At 55.5% G+C, this 22,159-nt stretch carries 20 protein-coding genes and 1 tRNA gene; 9 read left to right on the top strand and 12 right to left on the bottom strand.

All coding sequences use genetic code 11. The features are described 5' to 3' along the window. Positions 1-90: 90 nt before the first annotated feature. The 3 genes from ACWWD9_RS03455 to ffh all read right to left on the bottom strand — a co-directional run bounded on the left by ACWWD9_RS03455 (position 91) and on the right by ffh (position 2,401). Positions 91-627 (bottom strand): YaeQ family protein, encoded by a 537-nt coding sequence (locus ACWWD9_RS03455; RefSeq protein WP_013442947.1) that lies wholly within the window; start codon positions 625-627, stop codon positions 91-93. 219 nt (positions 628-846) lie between these two features. Next, a tRNA-Lys gene (locus ACWWD9_RS03450) sits at positions 847-922 on the bottom strand. A gap of 126 nt (positions 923-1,048) precedes the next feature. Continuing rightward, entirely contained in the window at positions 1,049-2,401 is a 1,353-nt protein-coding gene (ffh, locus tag ACWWD9_RS03445) for a signal recognition particle protein (protein WP_455867733.1), read from the bottom strand. Between the two features lie 103 nt (positions 2,402-2,504). On the opposite strand from ffh, the gene ACWWD9_RS03440 reads away from it, so the two are divergent. Further along, positions 2,505-3,311 (top strand): cytochrome C assembly family protein, encoded by an 807-nt coding sequence (locus ACWWD9_RS03440; protein WP_015830786.1) that lies wholly within the window; start codon positions 2,505-2,507, stop codon positions 3,309-3,311. 54 nt (positions 3,312-3,365) lie between these two features. On the opposite strand, the gene ACWWD9_RS03435 is transcribed toward ACWWD9_RS03440, so the two are convergent. Then, positions 3,366-4,034, bottom strand: coding sequence for a histidinol-phosphatase (locus ACWWD9_RS03435; RefSeq protein ID WP_455867732.1), 669 nt, complete (start codon positions 4,032-4,034; stop codon positions 3,366-3,368). A 111-nt stretch (positions 4,035-4,145) separates the two neighbouring features. On the opposite strand from ACWWD9_RS03435, the gene ACWWD9_RS03430 reads away from it, so the two are divergent. Then, on the top strand, positions 4,146-4,811 hold the full coding sequence (locus ACWWD9_RS03430; RefSeq protein ID WP_013442952.1) for an energy-coupling factor ABC transporter permease: 666 nt from the start codon (positions 4,146-4,148) through the stop codon (positions 4,809-4,811). Positions 4,812-4,882: 71 nt separating this feature from the next. On the opposite strand, the gene ACWWD9_RS03425 is transcribed toward ACWWD9_RS03430, so the two are convergent. Together ACWWD9_RS03425 and pssA are read right to left on the bottom strand one after the other, a co-directional pair. Then, complete coding sequence (locus ACWWD9_RS03425; protein WP_015830788.1) at positions 4,883-6,436, bottom strand: 2-isopropylmalate synthase; 1,554 nt, start codon at positions 6,434-6,436, stop codon at positions 4,883-4,885. Between the two features lie 74 nt (positions 6,437-6,510). Continuing rightward, entirely contained in the window at positions 6,511-7,311 is an 801-nt protein-coding gene (gene pssA / locus ACWWD9_RS03420; RefSeq protein WP_013442954.1) for a CDP-diacylglycerol--serine O-phosphatidyltransferase, read from the bottom strand. Between the two features lie 96 nt (positions 7,312-7,407). On the opposite strand from pssA, the gene tgt reads away from it, so the two are divergent. The 7 genes from tgt to clpA all read left to right on the top strand — a co-directional run bounded on the left by tgt (position 7,408) and on the right by clpA (position 16,021). Continuing rightward, on the top strand, positions 7,408-8,538 hold the full coding sequence (tgt, locus tag ACWWD9_RS03415; protein WP_455868129.1) for a tRNA guanosine(34) transglycosylase Tgt: 1,131 nt from the start codon (positions 7,408-7,410) through the stop codon (positions 8,536-8,538). A gap of 142 nt (positions 8,539-8,680) precedes the next feature. Beyond that, positions 8,681-8,998, top strand: coding sequence for a preprotein translocase subunit YajC (gene yajC / locus ACWWD9_RS03410; RefSeq protein WP_013442956.1), 318 nt, complete (start codon positions 8,681-8,683; stop codon positions 8,996-8,998). Between the two features lie 110 nt (positions 8,999-9,108). Continuing rightward, complete coding sequence (gene secD, locus ACWWD9_RS03405) at positions 9,109-10,938, top strand: protein translocase subunit SecD (protein WP_015830791.1); 1,830 nt, start codon at positions 9,109-9,111, stop codon at positions 10,936-10,938. Between the two features lie 38 nt (positions 10,939-10,976). Further along, on the top strand, positions 10,977-11,915 hold the full coding sequence (gene secF / locus ACWWD9_RS03400) for a protein translocase subunit SecF (RefSeq protein ID WP_455867731.1): 939 nt from the start codon (positions 10,977-10,979) through the stop codon (positions 11,913-11,915). 118 nt (positions 11,916-12,033) lie between these two features. Next, positions 12,034-13,272: an HlyC/CorC family transporter gene (locus ACWWD9_RS03395; RefSeq protein ID WP_015830793.1), complete on the top strand. Its 1,239-nt coding sequence runs from the start codon at positions 12,034-12,036 to the stop codon at positions 13,270-13,272. Between the two features lie 140 nt (positions 13,273-13,412). Further along, the gene (gene clpS, locus ACWWD9_RS03390; RefSeq protein WP_015830794.1) at positions 13,413-13,724 is read left to right on the top strand and encodes an ATP-dependent Clp protease adapter ClpS; all 312 of its coding nucleotides are present in this window, start codon (positions 13,413-13,415) and stop codon (positions 13,722-13,724) included. Between the two features lie 11 nt (positions 13,725-13,735). Continuing rightward, on the top strand, positions 13,736-16,021 hold the full coding sequence (clpA, locus tag ACWWD9_RS03385; protein ID WP_455867730.1) for an ATP-dependent Clp protease ATP-binding subunit ClpA: 2,286 nt from the start codon (positions 13,736-13,738) through the stop codon (positions 16,019-16,021). 102 nt (positions 16,022-16,123) lie between these two features. Here the strand turns inward: clpA and ACWWD9_RS03380 are convergent, their stop codons facing one another. The 6 genes from ACWWD9_RS03380 to ACWWD9_RS03355 all read right to left on the bottom strand — a co-directional run bounded on the left by ACWWD9_RS03380 (position 16,124) and on the right by ACWWD9_RS03355 (position 22,151). Continuing rightward, positions 16,124-16,762 (bottom strand): glutathione S-transferase, encoded by a 639-nt coding sequence (locus ACWWD9_RS03380; protein WP_455867729.1) that lies wholly within the window; start codon positions 16,760-16,762, stop codon positions 16,124-16,126. Next, positions 16,762-16,965, bottom strand: coding sequence for a YgaP family membrane protein (locus ACWWD9_RS03375; RefSeq protein WP_013442963.1), 204 nt, complete (start codon positions 16,963-16,965; stop codon positions 16,762-16,764). Before ACWWD9_RS03375 ends, ACWWD9_RS03380 begins: the two co-directional genes overlap by 1 nt. A gap of 15 nt (positions 16,966-16,980) precedes the next feature. Further along, positions 16,981-18,000 (bottom strand): quinone-dependent dihydroorotate dehydrogenase, encoded by a 1,020-nt coding sequence (locus ACWWD9_RS03370; protein ID WP_455867728.1) that lies wholly within the window; start codon positions 17,998-18,000, stop codon positions 16,981-16,983. Between the two features lie 163 nt (positions 18,001-18,163). Then, positions 18,164-18,499: a P-II family nitrogen regulator gene (locus tag ACWWD9_RS03365; protein ID WP_013442965.1), complete on the bottom strand. Its 336-nt coding sequence runs from the start codon at positions 18,497-18,499 to the stop codon at positions 18,164-18,166. Between the two features lie 35 nt (positions 18,500-18,534). Then, positions 18,535-21,636 (bottom strand): efflux RND transporter permease subunit, encoded by a 3,102-nt coding sequence (locus ACWWD9_RS03360; protein WP_159355146.1) that lies wholly within the window; start codon positions 21,634-21,636, stop codon positions 18,535-18,537. 182 nt (positions 21,637-21,818) lie between these two features. Then, positions 21,819-22,151 (bottom strand): P-II family nitrogen regulator, encoded by a 333-nt coding sequence (locus ACWWD9_RS03355; RefSeq protein ID WP_013442967.1) that lies wholly within the window; start codon positions 22,149-22,151, stop codon positions 21,819-21,821. Between the last annotated feature and the right edge of the window lie 8 nt (positions 22,152-22,159).

Genomic DNA, 22,159 nt, shown 5'->3' with positions numbered 1-22,159 from the left:
TCCATTGTGAAAGAAACCGGCATGATGGCGAATAAGTTGGTCGCTGATTCTCGTGTCAGAGAACGCTTACCGGAGTGTAGGCGTAGCGCCCTACTTTAGGGTGGCGCGGGTGACTTCCACGCTCGCCTCCCCATCGCTCAACCACACCTGACCATCCTGGATGGTGCATTGCAGATTCATGCTGCGTTGCGCCAATGCGGCCAGCGCCTGGGTTGTTTCCTGCGGCAGACTGTAAACCCGCAGATTGCTGAGCCGGGCAAAACCGGAGGCATTCTGCGCAAACCACATCTCTGCCGTGCGCCCGCCATAGGCATACACCACCACCTCATCGGCACGGCCACATGCCTTGCGTATCAGCTTCTCGTCCGGCAGGCCGACATCGATCCACTGCTCAATGCGGCCAGTCAAATCGCGCCGCCAAAGATCCGCCTCTTCATCATCTGTCATACCCTGACCAAACGCCAGCTGCTCATCCGCATGCAGGGCAAACGCCAGCAGGCGCACCATCATGCGCTCATCCGTCTCCGACGGATGCCGCGCCAGGGTCAATGCATGATCCTGATAATAATGCCGCTCCATGTCGGCAATCTGCAGATTGGCTTTGAATACAGTGGATTTAAGGGCCATAGAAATCCTGATAAGACGTGAAAATGAAGTGCTAGGTTTATACAACAGAACAGCGTCGGCAGGACCAGACTGCGCAATAAAAAATCTGCAGCATCCGATTTTTCATCCAGGCCTGGCGATTGCCAAGCCCAGATTGCCAAGCCTGGCCATGGGATGGAGGAAGGGTAACGGTGTAAATAAAAAAAGGGGTTACGATTTCTCGTAACCCCTTTTTGGTGTTGGTGGGCTGTGCGGGGATCGAACCCACGACAAACGGATTAAAAGTCCGCTGCTCTACCAGCTGAGCTAACAGCCCGGAGACTTTCGTCCCGATGTTTTCCGTTGCTTTGGAAAGCGCGCAATTATCCAGAAAAGGGCGTAGCGCGTCAACCAGAAATCAGGGAAAGTTTATGCAGCATTCATTTAGCGTAGACACTGCGCCTTAGCGCATGCCGGGGAACCGACCTTGCATGGCGCGCATCATCTTGCTCATGCCGCCTTTGGAGAACATTTTCATCATCTTCTGAATTTCTTCAAACTGGTTGAGCAGGCGATTGACTTCCTGCACCTGCACACCGGCGCCAGCGGCAATACGGCGTTTGCGGGTCGCCTTGATGATCTCGGGCTTGCGGCGCTCTTCGGCCGTCATGGAATTGATAATGCCTTCCATGCGACGCATGGCTTTATCGCCAGTCTCACTATTGATCTGGCCGGCCATGCCCGCCAACTGCGCGGGCATTTTGTCCATGAGGGCGCCCATACCACCCATTTTGCGCATTTGCAGCATTTGCGACTTGAAGTCTTCGAGGTCAAAGCTTTTGCCGGACTTGAGCTTGTCGGCGACTTTTTGCGCCTCAGCCATGTCGACATTCTTTTGTGCCTGCTCAATGAGCGATAGCACATCGCCCATGCCCAGCACGCGGGAGGCCATGCGCTCCGGATGGAATACTTCCAGCCCGTCCACTTTCTCGCTAACACCGACGAATTTGATCGGCTTGCCCGTGATGTGGCGTACCGACAAGGCGGCACCGCCACGCGCATCGCCATCCAGCTTGGTGAGGATAACGCCCGTCAGGGGCAAGGTCTCGCCAAAGGCGCGTGCCGTATTCACGGCATCCTGACCTTGCATGGCATCGACCACAAACAGGGTTTCCACCGGGTTCAGCAAGGCATGCAATTGCTGGATTTCAGCCATCATGGCTTCATCAATCCCCAAGCGACCGGCAGTATCGAAAATCACCACATCGTAAAAATGACGCTTGGCAAAATCGAGTACATTGGCCGCAATGTCCTGCGGTTTCTGGCTGGCGTTCGAGTCAAAACAGTCGACTTCCAGACCCTTGGCCAGGGTTTTCAACTGCTCAATGGCGGCGGGGCGATATACGTCAGCACTGGCCAGCAATACCTTCTTCTTTTGTTCTTTAAGCAGCCGCGCCAGCTTGGCTGAGGTGGTGGTTTTACCTGAGCCCTGCAAACCTGCCATCAGGATAATCGCCGGAGGGACTGCTGCCAGATTGAGCCCTACATTCTGTTCGCCCATGAGGCGCGTAAGCTCTTCATGCACCACCTGAATGACTGCCTGTCCGGGCGTCAGGCTCTGCAGCACATCACGACCTACCGCCCGCTCCTTCACCTGAGCGATGAATTCCTTGACCACGGGCAGGGCGACGTCAGCTTCCAGCAGCGCCATGCGCACTTCACGCATGGCGTCACTGATATTTTCTTCGCTGAGACGGGCCTGGCCGCGCAGCGTCTTGACCACCTGTTGTAATCTACCGCTTAAATTTTCAAACATAATCCGTGCCGAATGTAATGCGGGCCAGCGTTTAGGGGCTGAAACCGCGTGTTATAGTATTTACTTAATTCTAACCCAAGACCTGAAGACACAAGACAGCTAAATGGTTGCCCTTATTCCTTTTCTGCTCACAGCCCTGATTTACAGCCTGGTCGCCATCGACTTCTGGCGTAGCGTAAAAACCTCAGACCCTGCCTCACGCCGCAAGCTGCATAGCCGGGTGCTGGCCATCGGCCTCTTGCTGCATGCGGGCCTGCTATATAACGCCATGTTTACCGAAGGCCTGAACCTGAGTTTTGACAATGCCCTGTCGGCGATTGCCTGGCTCACGGTGCTGATCTATTGGGTCAACAACCTGCGCTATCCGCTGCAAAGCCTGCAGGCTTTTGTGCTGCCACCTGCGGCGTTTTTCGTGCTCTTGCAATACGGCATGCATGAAAACCACGTGCTGCCTTATCTGGGTAATCCATTGTTCATGACGCATCTGGTCATCGCGATTCTGGCTTACAGCCTGTTCACCTTTGCCGCCTTGCATGCGGGCCTGATGGCGTTTGCCGAGCGCAAGCTGCATCAAAAATCCAGTCTGAGCCGCCTTCCAGAGTTTCCGCCGATTATCGTCATGGAAAAGCTGCTGTTCCGCGTCATTGCACTGGGCTTTTTCCTGCTCACGCTCACCCTCCTGAGCGGCGCGCTGTTTTCCGAACAGATTTTTGGCCAGGCCTTGAAGTTCAATCACAAGAACCTGTTCGCCATTATCTCGTGGCTGGTTTATGGCGGCCTGCTGCTTGGCCGCCAAGCCTATGGCTGGCGGGGCAAGACCGCTATCCGCTGGACACTCAGCGGCTTTGTGATTTTGCTGCTCGCTTACGCAGGGACCAAATTCGTGCTGGAAGTCCTGCTGAATCGTTAACCTACGCAGGCGGCCTGCAGGACAAGCCTGGCCTGCTCAACACTTAAATAAATACTAGCGCAGGCTGATCACAGGCCAGCCTTCCCCTTCGGCATAAGCTTTCAGCGTAGAGTCCGGATCGACTGCCACGGGCTTGTCCACCAGCTTCATCAGTGGCAAATCATTGTGCGAATCGCTGTAGAACCAGCTCTGCTCAAAATCCTGGAGCGTTTGCCCGCGTGCCTCCAGCCAACTGTTCAGGCGCGTAATCTTGCCTTCCTGAAAACTCGGCACACCGGTGCTACGCCCGGTGAATTGGCCGTCAATTTCCTCCGGCAGCGTCCCAATCAGGTTTTCAATACCAAATGCCTTGGCAATCGGGCCGGTAACAAAGCTGTTGGTCGCGGTGATGATCATGAGCAAATCGCCGTTGGCTCTATGCTTTTCTACCAGCGCCCGCGCTTTGTCGGTGATCATGGGGGCGATTTTTTCCTGCATGTAGCGCGTGTGCAATTCATCCAGAAAACTGCGCGGATGCTGGCTTAATGGCTTGAGCTGAAACTCGAGAAACGCATAGATATCCAGCTTCCCGGCTTTATAGTCTTCGTAAAACTGCAGGTTTTTTTCCAGGTGCTCCTCGCGGTTGAGCAATCCCTGTTCGATCAGAAACTGGCCCCATTGAAAATCACTATCCCCGGCCAACAGGGTGTTATCCAAATCAAAAAGTGCAAGCTGCAAAATCATCTCCGTTCTGTTACGGCGTTTCAAAAATAGGTAAAGTACAAGACTTGTGCATCGCATTGCGGAGAGCTTGATGCGGCAAGAACTCGCTGCCCCCATCAAGGTCATTACGATATGAACTTCCCCGATCATTTACTACCCACCGAGCTGTGCTGGGCCGCCAATGCATTAAGCCTGGCGATTATCCTGGCCTGCGTGAAAAGCGCACCTTGGCGTCATCTGAAAGACACCAGCCTGTTGAATGTGTTCATGGCCGGCATCGTCGGGCTCATGCTGGTATGGGCAGTTAACGCCGGGATCAAGCCTGGTCTGAATTTTCATCTGCTGGGCGCTACGCTGCTCAGCCTGATGTTTGGGCCCCAACTCGCGATTATCGCGCTTGCCTTGGTACTGCTCGGCATTACCGCCTTTGGCATGGCTGGCTGGCTCAGTTACGGGCTCAATCTCATGCTCATGGTAGTGATTCCCGCCATGTTCAGTTGGGGCGTATTCCGCTGGGTAGACCGCAAACTGCCCAACCATTTGTTTGTGTATATTTTTGTGGTCGGCTTTTTCTGTGCAGGTGTCGCCATTACCCTGTGCGGACTCGCCAGCAGCTTTGTGCTGACCGAAAGTGCTATCTACAAGCGTGAATATCTGGGCGAGCATTACTTGCCCTACTACATTTTCATGGCCTGGTCCGAAGCTATGCTCACAGGGATGGCGGTAACGCTGATGGCGGCTTTCAGGCCAAGCTGGCTATCTACCTTCAACGACAAACGTTATCTCAAAACCAAATAGACCTGCCTGCATACTGGCCCAACCCCATCAACAAGGCGCTACCTACAATATCTGGAAGCGCCAGGCTGAAATTACAAGGGCTGCGGATGCGCCCGTTCGGCGTTGGATTGCAGCTTGTTCAAGCCATTCAAGTAAGCTTTGGCCGAGGCAATCACGATATCGGTATCCGCCCCTTGGCCGTTCACAATGCGGCCACCCTTGGACAGGCGTACGGTCACTTCGCCTTGCGCATCGGTACCACTGGTAATGTTGTTGACCGAGTAGAGCTGCAACTCGGAACCACTGTTGACGATGCTTTCAATGGCTTTGAACGCCGCATCCACTGGGCCGCCGCCATTCGACTCCGCCCGTTTTTCCACGCCATGCTCGGTAACAGTGACAATTGCATGCGGGATTTCGCCCGTCTGCGAACATACCTGCAGATACACCAGCTTGTAGCACTCACTGGCTTCGCCCATCACGTCATCGCTGACCAGGGCATGCAGGTCTTCATCAAAAATCTCGGACTTCTTGTCTGCCAACTCCTTGAAGCGGGCAAAGGCGGCATTCAAGGCCTCTTCGCTATCGAGCTGGATACCCAGCTCATTCAGGCGGGTGCGGAAGGCATTGCGGCCAGACAGCTTGCCCAGCGTGAGCTTGTTGGCACCCCAGCCCACATCTTCGGCACGCATGATCTCGTAAGTCTCGCGGTGCTTCAGCACGCCATCCTGATGAATGCCGGATTCGTGTGCAAAGGCATTGGCGCCAACCACCGCCTTGTTCGGTTGCACCGGATAACCGGTAATGGTGGAAACCAGCTTGGAGGTAGGCACGATCTGCGTGGTATCAATACTGGTGTCGAGGTTGAATACATCGCGGCGCGTGCGCACTGCCATGACGATTTCTTCCAGACTGGCATTGCCTGCGCGCTCGCCCAGGCCGTTGATGGTGCATTCCACCTGCCGCGCGCCGCCCATGACAGCCGCCAGTGAATTCGCCACCGCCATGCCAAGGTCATTGTGGCAATGGGTAGACCACACCACGCGGGATGAATTGGGCACGCGGGCAATCAACTGCTGCATGCGCTCGCCCCACAGCGCGGGTATCGAATAGCCCACGGTATCCGGCACATTGATGGTCTTGGCCCCCGCATCAATCACGGCGGTAAACACCTGCACCAGGAAATCCATGTCCGAACGCACCGCGTCTTCCGCGGAGAATTCCACATCGTCGGTATATTCCAGCGCCCATTTCACGGCCTGCACCGCCCGTTCCAGCACCTGCTCCGGCGTCATGCGCAGTTTGTTCTGCATGTGGATGGGGCTGGTGGCAATAAAGGTATGGATACGGCCTTTGGCCGCTGGCTTGATGGCTTCGCCCGCGCGGCGGATATCGTTTTCATTGGCACGCGCCAGCGAGCAGACGGTGGACTCCTTGATAATCTCGGCGATCGCATGAATCGCATCAAAATCCCCTGGACTCGCTGCGGCAAACCCGGCTTCAATCACATTCACGCCCAGCTTTTCCAGCTGACGGGCGATACGGATCTTTTCTTCCTTGGTCATGGCAGCGCCCGGGCTCTGCTCGCCATCGCGCAAGGTGGTATCAAAAATGATTAACTGCTTGTCTTTTATCGTATCTGACATGGTGTCTGGTCCATAAACTTGGTGATCGCTGCATTATTTGTGGCAGCGAAATGCATTTGCGGAGATAACTAAATTCAGTTGGCGGAAGGCGACGCAGGCGGGCGCTTCAGCTTGCGGTATGCCCACAAGACATACCCTGACAAGCCGTATAGCAGGGAAACTGCAAACAGGACTTCAGCAGGACTGTATGAAATGAGCACAAAAGCCAGCACGATGAGCAGAATCACCACAAACGGTACGCTGCTGCGCAGATTGATGTCCTTGCCGCTGTAAAAGCGCAGGTCGCTCACCATGGAAATACCGGCAAATACGGTGATGCTCCAGGCCAGCCATTTCATCTTGACCCAGCCAAAGAAAATCTCGTCCCCGGCAATGCCATTATCAAAGGAAATCCACACCAAGCCGGCCAGCAATGCGGCCGCAGCCGGACTGGGCAAGCCTTGGAAATAGCGTTTGTCGCTTTCATCCAGCTTGGTATTGAAGCGAGCCAGGCGCAAGGCGGCACTGGCGCAATAGATAAAAGCCGCAATCCAGCCCAGCTTGCCCATGGGCTGCAAAGCCCACACATACAGCACCAGCGCCGGGGCCACGCCAAACGACACCATATCGGAAAGGCTGTCGTATTCGGCGCCAAAGGCACTTTGGGTATTGGTCATGCGGGCGACACGCCCATCGAGGCCGTCCAGTATCATCGCAATGAAAATGGCGACCGCTGCATGCTCAAAGCGACCACTCATCGCCTGCACGATGGCATAAAACCCGGCAAACAGTGCCGCCGTCGTAAACAGGTTGGGCAGCAGATAGATGCTGCGCTCGCGCAGACTCTGTTCAACCAGTGGTTTGGTGCGGCGCAGACGGGGTTTGGCATCAGCCATTGCGAAACTTCCTGAAATTAAACTTCGGCTAGTATATCAAAGCCGCATGGATTGACTATGTTAGACTCGCGTATTGATTTCAACACGCTTAGCACCATGCAATTCACTCTGCACAAACAGGATGGCGCCGCCCGCCGCGGCACCGTCAGCCTGGCCCACGGCGAGGTACAAACACCCGCCTTCATGCCAGTCGGCACTTATGGTTCCGTCAAGACGCTCTCCCCGCAAGAGGTTCACGACATTGGCGCGCACATTCTGCTCGGCAATACCTTTCACTTATGGCTGCGGCCCGGCCTCGATGTCATTGAGGCCCATGGCGGCCTGCATGGCTTCATGAGCTGGGATGGCCCTATCCTCACTGATTCCGGCGGCTTTCAGGTCTGGAGCCTCGGCGACCTGCGCAAGATCAGCGAAGAAGGCGTCAAATTTCGCTCTCCGATCAATGGCGACAGCTGTTTCCTGACCCCCGAGGAATCCATGCGCATCCAGCGCGTGCTCAATTCCGACATCGTCATGATTTTTGACGAATGCACACCTTACCCTGCCACTCACGAGCAAGCCATGACATCCATGCAGCTCAGCCTGCGCTGGGCACGGCGCAGCAAGGATGCCCATGCCGGCAATCCGAACGCGCTGTTTGGCATTATTCAGGGCGGCATGTATGAAGACCTGCGCGACATCTCGCTGGCGGGGCTAACTGACATTGAATTTGATGGCTACGCCATAGGCGGCTTGTCGGTAGGTGAACCAAAGGAAGACATGCTGCGCATTCTGGCTCACACCACGCCGCAGATGCCACAGGACAAACCCCGCTACCTGATGGGTGTTGGTACGCCAGAAGACCTGGTGGATGCGGTAAGCCATGGCGTGGACATGTTTGACTGTGTGATGCCTACCCGCAATGCACGCAATGGCTGGCTGTTCACCCAGTATGGTGACATCAAGCTCAAGAACGCCCGCTACAAACTGGATACCGGCCCTCTGGATGCCGACTGCAGCTGCTACACCTGCCGCCATTTCAGCCGCGCCTATCTGCACCATTTGCATCGTACCGGCGAGATTCTGGGCGCCCGCCTCAACACCCTGCACAACCTGCACTATTACCAGCAACTGATGGCAGGCATGCGCAAGGCTATTGAAAACGGCACATTCAGCAGTTTCGTTGCGGAGTTCAAGGCCAAGCGCCAGCAGCTTAAAGCCGAAAGCCTGGCAACGGCTTCAAATTAGAGGTGACCGCAATCACATAGCGAGGCCGCCACAAGATGGCTGATAAATTTAGTGAGAACACCACAAGGCGCTCTATGCTAGAATTTTTGGCTTTAGTATCAACAGTATCAATTTTATTTAAAGTAATAGAAAGGTAGCTTCCGTGTTAATCAGCTCAGCTTATGCCGCATCGGCCTCCCCGGCTCCGGAATGGACCAGTTTTCTTCCTCTGGTCGTGATCTTCGTCCTGTTCTGGTTCATGCTGATTCGTCCGCAAATGAAGCAGGCCAAAGAACAGCGCCGCATGCTGGAAGCCCTGCAAAAAGGCGATGAAGTCATCACCGCTGGCGGTATCGTCGGCAAGGTCACCAAAGTTGGTGATGCTTATGTCACGATTGAGATCGCACCTGAAGTTAACATCAACGTGCAAAAGCAAACCGTCCAGACCCTGCTGCCCAAGGGCACCATCAAGTCCATCTGAATTTAAACCATCCCGCCATTCCGTCCCATGCTCCGCACCAATCCATACATTGCAACACTTTCATGTATGACCGAGCCTGAGGACGGAATGCGTTTTTTTCGAGCCGCATTATGAATCGTTACCCCTTATGGAAATACATACTCGTGCTGATCACCCTGGTGCTCGGCGTGGTGTATTCGCTGCCCAATCTGTTTGGTGAGTCACCAGCCGTCCAGGTATCCACCGCCAAGAGCTCCGCTAAACTCGACCCGGCATTGCTGGGCCAGGTGGAAGATATCCTGAAGCAGGAAAAAATCACCTATGAAGCGGTGTTTCTTGACACGAATGGCGTCAAGGTACGATTTGAAAATGCGGACACGCAAATCAATGCCAAGGATGTGCTGCAAGGCAAGCTGGGCAAGGATTACGTCGTTGCACTCAATCTGATCTCGCGTTCACCTTCCTGGCTGCGCAGCATCGGCGCGCTGCCCATGTATCTGGGTCTGGACTTGCGCGGCGGCGTTCACTTCCTGCTGCAAGTTGACATGAAAGCCGCGCTGGATAAGGCCGCTGAGCGTTATGTCGGCGATTTCCGCAGTGCATTGCGCAAGGAGCGCGTGGCTTACATGGGCGTCAGCCGTGAAGGCCAGGCCGTGCAGGTGCGCTTCAGCAGCGCAGCCGAACTGGCAAAAGCCCAGAAAATCCTGAACAAGGAATACCCTGACCTCACCTTCCGCACCCTGGATAGCGGTAACGACAAACTGCTGATCGCCACACTGAATCTTCAGGCACAAAAACGCATTCAGGAATTTGCTCTCAAGCAGAACATTCAAACCCTGCACAATCGCGTGAACGAACTCGGCGTTGCCGAACCGATCATTCAGCAGCAAGGCCTGGATCGCATCGTGATCCAGTTGCCAGGCGTGCAGGACACGGCCAAGGCGAAGGAAATTCTCGGCCGTACCGCGACGCTTGAAATCCGCATGGTGGACGAAGAGAAGAGCGACATGACCACGCTGGACAAAGCCAGCAAGGGTCAGGTGCCATTTGGTGACGAGTATTATGTGGAACGTAACGGCCAGCCTATTCTGGTCAAGAAAAACGTCGTGCTGACCGGTGACTACATCACCGACGCCGGCCCTGGCCTGGATCAGCAAAACGGCGAATCCGTTGTGCATGTCACACTGGATGGTCGCGGCGCCCGTATCTTCAAACAGGCCACCAAGGAAAACGTCGGCAAGCGCATGGCGATTCTGCTGATTGAAAAAGGCCAGGCAGAAGTCATTACCGCACCTGTTATCCGCGAAGAAATTGGCGGCGGCCGCGTGCAGATTTCCGGCATGGCGAACGTGCAGGAAGCTACCGATGTTTCATTGCTGCTGCGCGCTGGCGCGCTGGCTGCGCCAATGGACATCATCGAAGAACGTACCGTCGGCCCAAGCATGGGTGAAGAAAACATCAAGCGCGGCTGGCACTCCACCCTGTGGGGCTTCGCTGCGATTGCCGTGTTCATGATCATCTACTACATGCTGTTCGGTAGCGTGTCGGTGCTGGCGCTGGGCGTCAACCTGCTGCTGCTGACCGCGGTGCTGTCGCTGCTGCAGGCCACGCTCACACTGCCCGGTCTGGCGGCGATTGCGCTGACGCTGGGGATGGCGATTGACGCCAACGTGCTGATCAATGAGCGTATTCGTGAAGAGCTGCGCAATGGCAACACGCCTCAGGCCGCCATTCACGCAGGCTATGACCGTGCCTTCGATACCATTCTGGACTCCAACGTCACCACCATGATCGCCGGCCTCGCCCTGTTCATGTTCGGCTCCGGCCCGGTCAAGGGCTTTGCCGTGGTGCACGTGCTGGGCATTTTGACTTCCATGTTCAGCGCCGTGGTGGTTTCGCGCGCGCTGGTTAACCTGATTTACGGTTACCGCCGCAAGATCAGCAAGCTGTCCATCGGCTGATGCGACCTCACGTAAACGACTAGATACGAGTAAAGATCATGGAAATTTTCAAGATTAAAAAAGACATACCGTTTATGAGCTATGGTCGCCTGACGACCGCGATTTCGCTCATTACCTTCCTGCTGTCGGTGTTCTTCCTGGCACACCGCGGCCTTAACCTCGGCGTCGACTTCACTGGCGGCACCATGATGGAAGTCAGCTATCCACAAGCCGCTGATATCGGAAAAATCCGTGAAGCCGTCGACAGCGGGGGTCTGAAGGATGCCACCGTGCAAAACTTTGGCACCAGCCGCGATGTGCTGATCCGCTTGCCGCTCAAGCCTGAGCTTTCGATCTCGGCGTTGTCCGAACAAGTGCTGACCGCGCTGCAAAAAGCCGACCCCAACGTCAAAATGAATCGCGTTGAATCCGTTGGCGCACAGGTCGGGCAAGAACTGTATGAAAATGGCGCGCTGGCCCTGTTGCTGGTGTCGATCGGCATCATGGCCTATCTCGCCCTGCGCTTTGAATGGCGCTTTGCGGTAGCCGCCGTTATCGCCAACATGCATGACGTGGTGATCATTCTGGGCTTTTTTGCCTTCTTCCAGTGGGAATTCAACCTCACTGTGCTGGCCGCCGTATTGGCCGTGCTCGGTTACTCGGTGAATGAATCCGTGGTGGTGTTTGACCGTGTGCGTGAAAACTTCCGCAAGATGCGCAAGGCCAGTGTGCCCGAGGTGATCAACAACGCCATCACCCGTACCATGTCCCGTACCGTCATCACCCACTTCTCGACCCAGCTGATGGTGCTGTCCATGCTGTTTTTTGGTGGCGAAGTGCTGCATAACTTCTCATTGGCACTGACCATTGGCATTCTGTTCGGCATTTACTCATCCGTACTGGTCGCCAGCCCGATTGCCATGTACCTGGGTGTATCGCGCGAAAATCTGATGACCAGCGCTGAAAAGAAGCCAGCCACAGCCGACGCTCAACCTTGAGCAAACTGACATTGTCAGGCGCAGCCTTTCCTGGCTGCCTTGACAATAGCGCTCCATCAAAGGGAAACTAGCGGTATCGCTTAACGCCAGTTCCCCCTTGGACACCATTCCCTTACCCATGCAGCTCGGCGCTCTTGCCGTGCTGCTTTTGATTTCCGCCTTTTTTTCCATCGCTGAAACCAGCCTGATGTCGCTCAACCGCTACCGGTTGCGCCATCTGGCAAAAGGCGGCCACCGCGGCGCCCGCCTCGCCAGCCACCTGCTGAGCAAGACGGACAAACTGCTAGGCGTGATACTGCTCGGCAACAATTTTGCCAACGCCGCCTCGGCCACCCTGGTAACCGTCATTAGCGTGCAGCTGCTGGGCGAAGGCGAGTGGGTGCTGATGATAGGCACCCTGAGCGTCACCTTCTTCATTCTCGTGTTCGGGGAAATCTCCCCCAAAGTCATTGCAGCGGCCTACCCGGAAAAACTGGCGTTTGCTGTCAGCTATATCCTTTACCCCTTGTTGAAGGTGTTATACCCGGCCGTCTGGTTCGTGAATCTCTTTGTCAGCGGCCTCTTGCGATTGCTGGGAATACGCGTCAACTTTGCCGACCACAGCCATGCCATCTCCATGGAGGAGCTACGTACCATCGTCAGCGATTCGGCCAGCTATATTCCAAAAAAGCACCGCACCATCCTGCTGAACCTGTTTGAGCTGGAAAAGATCACGGTGGATGACGTGATGACCGCGCATACCCTGATCGATACCATCGACATGGATGCTCCAATGGATGACATATTGCAGCATATCTCCAGCAGCCATCACACCCAGCTCCCGGTCAAACAGGGTCCCGGGGAAGAAATTATTGGCTTTATCCATGTGCGGCGTGTCATCAACCAGCTGCGCGGTGGCGAGCTAGACAAGGAAGCCTTGCAGGAGATTATCGCCGAACCCTACTTTGTGCCTTCCGGCACCCCGCTATACACCCAGATGCAGCAATTTCAGGAGCAGCAGCAACGCATGGGGCTGGTGGTGGACGAATACGGTGAACTGAAAGGCCTGGTCACGCTCGAAGACATACTGGAAGAGATCATTGGCGACTTCACCACCCAGTCGCCATTGCGCACCAGCAAGTACATACACGAAGAAGATGGCAGCTGGCTGGTGGATGGTTCCAGCAGCCTGCGCGATTTAAATCGCAAGTTGGGCTTGAATTTACCGCTGGATGGCCCCAAAACATTAAATGGATTGGTACTTGAGCATTTTGAGGATATTCCGGAGCCTAGCACCAGCTTCAAGATTGGCACGCACGCGCTTGAAATCGTGCAAACCCATGACCGTATCGTCAAAAGCGTCCGCATTTACCCCTAGCACCCCGGCCTGCTTCGCCTTGGGAGGCTAAGGCGGGCGCGAAATTTGCATTCATATCATCAAACAGTCGAACTGGCCGGATTACCCACACTTAATTCAGGCTTGAATTATTTCTGATTCGGCTCAAAATAGGCATCACTATGGCAAGTACGAAGCATCAAGAGGGAATCGTCACAGAAAAGCAAACGGCTCGGCCCAAACCGCCGTCCATGTATAAAGTGATTCTGTTGAACGACGACTACACCCCCATGGAATTTGTTGTAGAAGTGATTCAGCGTTTTTTTAACAAAAGCCGTGAACAGGCGACGCAAATCATGCTCAAAGTTCATACGGAAGGCGCAGGTATCTGTGGCGTTTATCCGCACGACATCGCCGAAACCAAAGTAAATCAGGTATTGGGCTATGCCCGTGAATATCAACATCCGCTGCAATGCGCAATGGAAGAAGTCTGAGGAAGTGCAAAATGATCGCCCAGGAACTTGAAGTCTCACTACATATGGCCTTTATGGACGCCAGGCAAAAACGCCATGAGCTAATCACGGTGGAGCACCTGCTGCTGGCCATGATAGACAACCCGACAGCGGCGGACGTGTTGCGCTCCTGCGGTGCCAATCTCGACACTTTGCGTTCCGAACTGGTGCACTACATCGAAGAACACACCCCGATTGTAGAGGGCTCGGACGAAGTCGATACCCAGCCTACCCTCGGCTTCCAGCGCGTGATTCAGCGCGCCATTCTGCACGTGCAGTCTTCCGGCAAGAAAGAAGTCACCGGTGCCAATGTGCTGGTCGCCATCTATGGCGAAAAGGATTCGCACGCCGTTTTCTTCCTGCATCAGCAAGGCATTACCCGCCTGGATGTAGTGAATTTCATCGCCCATGGCGTTGCCAAGGTCACCGACAACACCAGCAAACGCGCAGAAACCGAGCAGGAGGCTGAAGCCGAAGCTGCGCCTGGTAGCGCGCTGGAAAGCTTTACACTCAATCTCAACCAGCAAGTACTGGCAGGCAAGATCGACCCACTGATCGGGCGTGGCAATGAAATCGAACGCGTCATTCAAACCCTGTGCCGCCGTCGCAAGAACAACCCGCTCTTGGTAGGCGAAGCTGGTGTGGGTAAAACCGCCATTGCCGAAGGTCTGGCACGCCGCATTGTCGAAGGCAATGTGCCAGAAGTGCTGGCCAATGCCGTCATCTACTCACTGGACATGGGTGCGCTGCTGGCCGGTACCAAATACCGCGGCGATTTTGAGCAACGCCTCAAAGCCGTGATGAAAAAACTGGCTGAGCAGCCCGATGCCGTCTTGTTCATTGACGAGATCCATACACTGATTGGCGCAGGTGCTGCCAGTGGCGGCACCCTGGATGCATCCAACCTGCTGAAGCCTGCGCTGTCCAATGGCTCGCTCAAATGCATAGGTGCGACCACCTATCAGGAGTACCGCGGCATTTTTGAAAAAGATCACGCGCTTTCCCGCCGCTTCCAGAAGGTGGATGTGGTTGAGCCTACCGTGGCTGAAACCGTGGAAATCCTCAAAGGCCTGAAGTCGCGCTTTGAACAGCACCACAGCGTGAAATACACCATGGCTGCCTTGAGCACTGCAGCGGAGCTTGCCGCCAAGTACATCAATGACCGTCACCTGCCAGACAAGGCGATTGACGTGATTGATGAAGCCGGTGCTGCGCAGCGCATCCTGCCGAAGTCCAAGCAGAAGAAAGTCATTGGCAACAAGGAAATCGAAGACATTATTGCCAAGGTAGCGCGCATTCCGCCCAAGAATATCTCCAGCGATGACCGCAATGCGCTGAAAACGCTGGAACGTGATCTCAAGGCGACCGTATTTGGTCAGGACAAGGCCATTGAGGCATTGTCTGCTGCCATCAAGATGGCGCGTAGCGGCCTGGGTAGCACCAACAAGCCTATCGGTTCCTTCCTGTTCTCCGGCCCCACTGGCGTCGGCAAGACCGAAGTGGCACGCCAGCTGGCCTACACTCTGGGCATAGAGCTGATACGCTTTGACATGTCCGAATACATGGAGCGTCATGCGGTATCGCGACTGATTGGTGCGCCTCCTGGCTACGTGGGCTTTGAGCAGGGCGGCCTGATGACCGAGGCTATCAACAAGCATCCGTATTGCGTACTGCTGCTCGATGAAATTGAAAAAGCCCATCCGGATATTTTCAACATCCTGCTGCAGGTGATGGACCATGGCACGCTGACCGACAACAACGGCCGCAAGGCGGATTTCCGCAATGTCACCATCATCATGACCACCAATGCCGGAGCAGAAGCCATCTCCAAGACCGGCATCGGCTTTACGCTGGGTAAAACAGCGGGTGACGATCTGGCTGAAATCAAGCGCCTGTTCAGCCCCGAGTTCCGCAATCGTCTGGATGCCACGGTATCGTTTGCACCACTGTCGCAGGAAATTATCATGCGTGTGGTCGACAAGTTCCTCATGCAACTGGAAGATCAGCTGCACGAGAAGAAGGTCGAAGTCACCTTTACCGATGCACTCAAGGCTTATCTCGGCAAGAAGGGCTTCGACCCACTGATGGGCGCACGTCCGATGGCACGCCTGATTCAGGACACCATACGCCGTGGTCTGGCCGACGAGTTGCTGTTTGGTCGCCTGGCCAATGGTGGTCGCGTCGAAGTGGATATCGACGAGAACGATGCCATCCAGCTGCATTTTGAGGATGGGGATACCAACAATAGCCCTGCCCTGGAAACGCATACGGCAGACTGAGTTCGATCCACACAAAAAAGCCCCCGCTCCAGCGATGGACGGGGGCTTTTTTATATGGCCGCGATGATTTACAGAGGCGTCAGCCCCGGAACTGGAGGAAGCTCAGGTGATACCTGAGGACTCGGCCGTCAGCTCTTGCCAGGTAGGATATTTTTCCATGATGGACTCAAACAGCGGGCTTTGTATCCGCTGCGCCAACCACGTCTTCAACCGAGGGTAAGGCGCGACCACAAACCAGTCCGGTTCCACCATGGAAAACTGCCGTATAAACGGGAATATGGCGATGTCAGCATACGTCGGGCTGGTACCAAACAGGCATCCATGCAGATGCAAACTGGATTCCAGCAGCTGCAGAAAGCGCTCGCCATCCGCGCGGTAAGTGCTTTGTGGATGTTCTGGATAACGATCAGGGTATTTATAGCGATCCAGAACTCGCTTGAATTCTTCGTCGTTCTGTTTCACCAGCGCATGCATGGCAGCGTCACTCTGCCCCAGCCATTGTTCGGGATCATGCTGCGCCAGCGCCCATTGCATGATATCCAGGCTTTGATCAATCACCTGGCCGTCGGGCAATATCAGGACCGGAACAGTAGCCTTGGGAGAGACTTGGCGTAAGTGCTGCGGTTTATCACGCAGCGAAATTTCACGAATCTCAACGTCAATGCCCGCATAGCGCAAGGCCATGCGAGCGCGCATGGCATAAGGGCAACGACGATAGGAATACAGAACAGGCAGCAGCATCACTCGTCGACAGGTGGCGTACAGGTACTGACGCCGAACAAGGCATAGGCCGGACACCAGCGCAATATGCCGGTAATGAGGTAAGCAATGCCCAACAAGCCCAGCCAGCGCCAGGGCGACTCGACCCAGTACATCGCCCCCAGCAATGCCGCACCGGACAATATTCGCATCACGCTATCATTGGAACCCACATTTTTGCGCATGACGTTCTCCCGACATTAACCGATCGCGGTACATGCCTCCTTGACCAGCGCTGGACCGCGATAGACCAGCCCGCTGTAGAGTTGAACCAGGCTGGCACCCGCCTCGATCTTTTCGCGGGCATCCTCCCCCGACAAAATACCGCCGACGCCGATAACAGGCAATGCGCCCGCCAGCTGCGTCGCCAATGCATGAATAACCCGCGTGGAAAGATTACGCACGGGAGCTCCGGACAAGCCGCCGGTCTCGCTGGCATGTGGCATGCCCTCCACGGCGGTACGCGACAAGGTAGTGTTAGTCGCAATCACCGCATCCATCTGATGCTGCATCAACAAGCGGGCAATTTCGCTGATCTGCTCATCCTGCAAATCCGGCGCAATTTTCAGGGCCACTGGCACATAGCGGCCATGCTGATCGGCCAGCACTTGCTGCTCGCGCTTCAAGGCAGCCAGCAGTTGTGAGAGGGCTTCTTTTTCCTGCAACTGACGCAGATTCTTGGTATTGGGTGAAGAAATATTCACCGTGATATAACTGGCATGCGCGTAGACTTTACGCATGCAGATCAGATAGTCATCTACCGCACGCTCATTCGGGGTATCGAAATTCTTGCCGATATTGATACCGAGAATGCCGCGATATTGCGCTTGTTGCACATTTTCCAGCAACTGATCCACGCCATGGTTATTGAAACCAAAGCGGTTAATGATGGCATTCGCCGCTGGCAAGCGAAACATGCGGGGCTTGGGGTTGCCAGGCTGCGCGCGCGGCGTGACCGTTCCTACCTCAATAAAGCCGAAGCCCAAGCGGGCCAGGCCATCAATGCATGCGCCATTTTTATCCAGGCCCGCTGCCAGGCCCACCGGATTGGGAAAATCCAGGCCCATGACACGCCGCGGCGTGGCGGGCAATGCGCCCTGCCCCAATATGCGATTTAGGCCATAGCGCTCGCCAGTGCGCAGCGCTTGCAAAGTCAGGTCATGGGCACGCTCGGCATCCAGCGTGAACAGCAGGGGTTTAGCCAGGGAGTAAAGATTCATGGCGCAATTCTACTGCAAAATCCCGGAGATTCCGGAGGAAATATAGGCGCAGACTCGCGCCAGCCAAAGCGGATAGCCAGCATGATCATGCACGCAAAACGCAGCACAAAGGCCCCGCTGGGGGCCTTGGGTACTCATGCATAAAGAGTCCAAACTGCCGGACTCAGCACTCCAGCACGGTGATCTGTTCCGACAGGCGGATCATGCGCTCTACCGGGGTGACCCAGACGATGCCGTCGCCCACCTGACCGGTATGACCAACTTCCACCAATACCTGCAACACACCCTCCACCAGCTCATCGGGGGTGACGAGCTCAATGCGCACCTTGGGGCTGTAATCGGTCAGTTCTTCTCGTATCCCGCCTGAAGGCTTGGCAAGAAAATGGCCGCAACCATCCACCTTGCTCACCGTCATGCCCGGAAACCCCTTGATATTGCGCAAGGCGGAGCGAATTTTGGGCAACCGGTTGGGTTGCACCACGGCTTTAATTTCTTTCATCCCTTAACCTCTATTCTGGTCATGCCTGAATATGCTCAGGCTTCTATTTTTTTCTCTTCAAATTTGCGATACAGCGTAGGCACCACCACCAGGGTCAGCAAGGTGGAGGTGATCAGACCGCCGATCACCACAATCGCCAGCGGCCGCTGAATCTCGGAACCCGGGCCGGTTGCAAACAGGAACGGCACCAGGCCAAGCATGGCCACGGTAGCCGTCATCATCACCGGGCGGAAACGCTGCTTGCAGCCCTGCATAATCGCTTCCATCTGGGGCAAACCTTCGTCGCGCAGGCTGCGTATGTAAGATACGAGTACCACGCCATTCAGTACGGCAATGCCCCACAGCGCAATAAAGCCGACCGATGCCGGTACGGACAGATATTCGCCTGTGACAAACAAAGCAATAATCCCGCCTATGGAAGCAAATGGTAGCACCATGATAATCATGGTGGCGTAGCGCAATGAGTTGAATAACAAAAATAACAGGAAGAAGATGGCGCCGATGGTGACCGGAATAATCACCATCAAATGGCTCATGGCACGCTGCATGTTCTGGAACTGCCCACCGTATTCGATATAGTAGCCATCAGGCAGCTTGAGCTGCTTGTCCAGCGTCTTCTGTAACTCGGCTACAAAGCCGCCCAGATCGCGATCCTTCACATTCACGCCAACCACAATGCGGCGCTTGGCCAGCTCACGACTGATCTGGGCCGGGCCATCACGCACTTCGATGTGCGCAAGGTCGCGCAGTGCCACGCGTGAACCATTGGGGGAAGTGATCAGGATATTGCCGATGGCATCCACATTATCGCGGAAGCTTTCGGGAAAACGTACGGCGGCACTAAAACGGCGCTGACCCTCATAAATTTCAGTCGCCACCTTGCCGCCAATCGCCGTTTCAATCACATCGTGAATATCCGACGCGTTAATGCCATGCCGGGCAATCGCCTGCCGATCAATCCGGATATTCAGGTATTGCTGGCCGGAGACTTTTTCCACCTTGATTTCAGTGGCGCCGCGCACGGTCGAGGCAATGCGCGATATTTCATCGGCCTTGGCTTTCAGCACCACCATGTCTTCACCGAAGATTTTGACCGCGACATCCGCCCGCACGCCAGTCAGCAACTCATCCACGCGGTCGGAAATCGGCTGCGCCATGATGATCTGCACGCCTGGCAAATGCTCAGCCAGCACACTGCGCATTTTTTCGGCAATATCATCCTGCGTCCAGCCTTCCGGCCATTCGTTGCGGGGCTTGAGGCTGATGATAGGCGTGGACTCATTCTGCGCCTGCGGATCCGCCGGACTTTCGCCACGCCCCACGCCCGACACCGCCGATTTCACGCCGGGCACCTTTTCCATGATCAGGCGCATGGCTTCGCTTTCCATCTTGATGGATTCTTCCAGCGAGATATTCGGCACGCGGTTGATGCCGGGCACAATCGAGCCTTCCTTCATCTCCGGGATAAACGAGTTGCCCAGCAGCGGCACAATCGCCAGGGTGCCAATAAACACCAGCACCGCCAGCATGATGGTTTTCTTCTCGTTGGACAGTGCCCAACTCAGCATGCTGACATACGGGCGCTTGATCAGCTGGATCATGCGGGTATCTTCACCACTGCCGCCCTTGAGGATGAACGAGCACATGGCCGGCGTCAGCGTCAGCGACAGCACCAGCGACACAAACAGCGCGATCGCAATGGTATAGGCCAGCGGCGCAAACATCTTGCCTTCCATGCCCTGCAAGGTCATCAGTGGCAGGAACACCAGAATGATAATGCCCACGCCAAACAGCACCGGGGTCGCGACTTCAGCCGCCGCTTCGAATACCACGCGGATCTTGCTTTCATCCTTGCGGTGGCCCAGATGGTGGAAAGTATTCTCCACCACTACCACCGAACCATCGACCATCAAACCAATGGCGATCGCCAAGCCCCCTAGCGACATCAGGTTGGCCGAGATGCCGTAGTAATTCATCGCCATGAAGGTAATCAAAGGTGTCAGGATCAGCGTCCCCACCACAATCAGGCTGGAGCGCACATCGCCCAGGAACAGGAAGAGAATAACGATCACCAGCACGATGCCTTCGATCAACACCTTGGTCACCGTATGCAGCGCGGCATCTACCAACTCACTGCGGTCGTAATACGGCACGATCTGCAAACCACCTGGCAGCATGCCTTTTTCATTAATTTCCTTTACCCGGGCCTTGATGCGGCTGACGACTTCCTTGGCGTTACCGCCGCGCATCATCATCACCACACCGCCCACGGATTCGGTATCGCCATTCTTGAGAATCGCGCCTACTCGCACCTCATATCCCAGCTTGACCTCAGCCACGTCGCGCATATACACCGGCGTGCCGTTCTGCTCTTTGAGAATGATGTTGCGGATATCGTCCAGATTCTGGATCAGGCTGATGCCGCGAATGAGGTATTGCTCGGCGTAATGGGGCAGCACACCGCCGCCGCTATTGGCGTTGTTGCGCGCCAGCGCCTGATACACATCATGCAGCTTCACGCCGTAGTGATTCATGCGGTCCGGGTTCACCAGCGCCTGATACTGCTTGACGTAACCGCCTTGCGAATTGATTTCTGCCACACCGGGGATACCGCGCAGCAGAGGCCGCACCACCCAGTCCTGCACCGCGCGACGCTCGGTCAACTCGTTCACCGAGAGCTCTTTTTTACCGTCGGTAGGTTTATCCAGCGTGTACTGATACACCTCGCCCAGACCGGTGGACACCGGCCCCAGCACTGGCGTCACGCCTTCCGGCATGCGGTCCATCACCTCCATCAGGCGCTCCATCACCAGCTGGCGAGAGAAATAGACATCGGTATCGTCGGTAAACACCAGGGTGATCAGCGACAGGGCATTCTTGTTGAGGGAGCGCATTTCGGTCAGGCCAGGCAGACCGGTCATGGCGATTTCGAGCGGCACGGTGATGAAGCGCTCTACCTCCTCCGGCGAGCGGCCTGTAGCTTGGGTGGCAATCAGCACCTGCACATTGGTCACATCCGGGAAAGCATCCACTGACAGTTTTTTTACGGCAAACAAGCCGGCAATCAGGAGAGCTACAGCGATAACAACCACGACAATACGCTGCCGCAAGGCACCACGGATGAGAGATTCGATCAAAACTTACCTCATGATTCATGCAAGGAATTCAGGCACGGCAACATGCATGCTTCATCCCTCTGCGAGTTGATGTGCCCCAAAGAGTACAGGATAAGCCGTCGGCTTAGCAATCATCATGCGGCAGACATGCAAAAGGCCCACAACGGGGCCTTTTGCATGGTGTTACAACGGGAAACGCTTACTCAGCAATCATGGACGATGATCTTTTCCGAGAGGCGTATCATGCGCTCAACCGGAGTCACCCAGACGATGCCATCGCCATGCTGACCGGTATGCCCCACTTCCACCAGCACCTGCAGGATGCCCTCGACCAGCTCGTCCGGCGCCACCAGCTCAATGCGCACCTTGGGGCTGTAATCGGTCAGCTCTTCGCGCACATTGTGCGTGTTGGACAGATGGTGACCGCAACCATCCGCCTTGCTGACCGTCATGCCGGGGAAACCCTTGATATTGCGCAGGGCGGAGCGAATCTTGGGCAAGCGGTGTGGCTGCACTACAGCTTTAATCTCTTTCATGGTTCACT

The sequence above is a fragment of the Methylovorus sp. SPW-M1 genome (genome assembly GCF_053848825.1).
The sequence above is the reverse complement of the archived record's forward strand: the minus strand, read 5'-3'. Positions and strand labels throughout refer to the sequence as shown.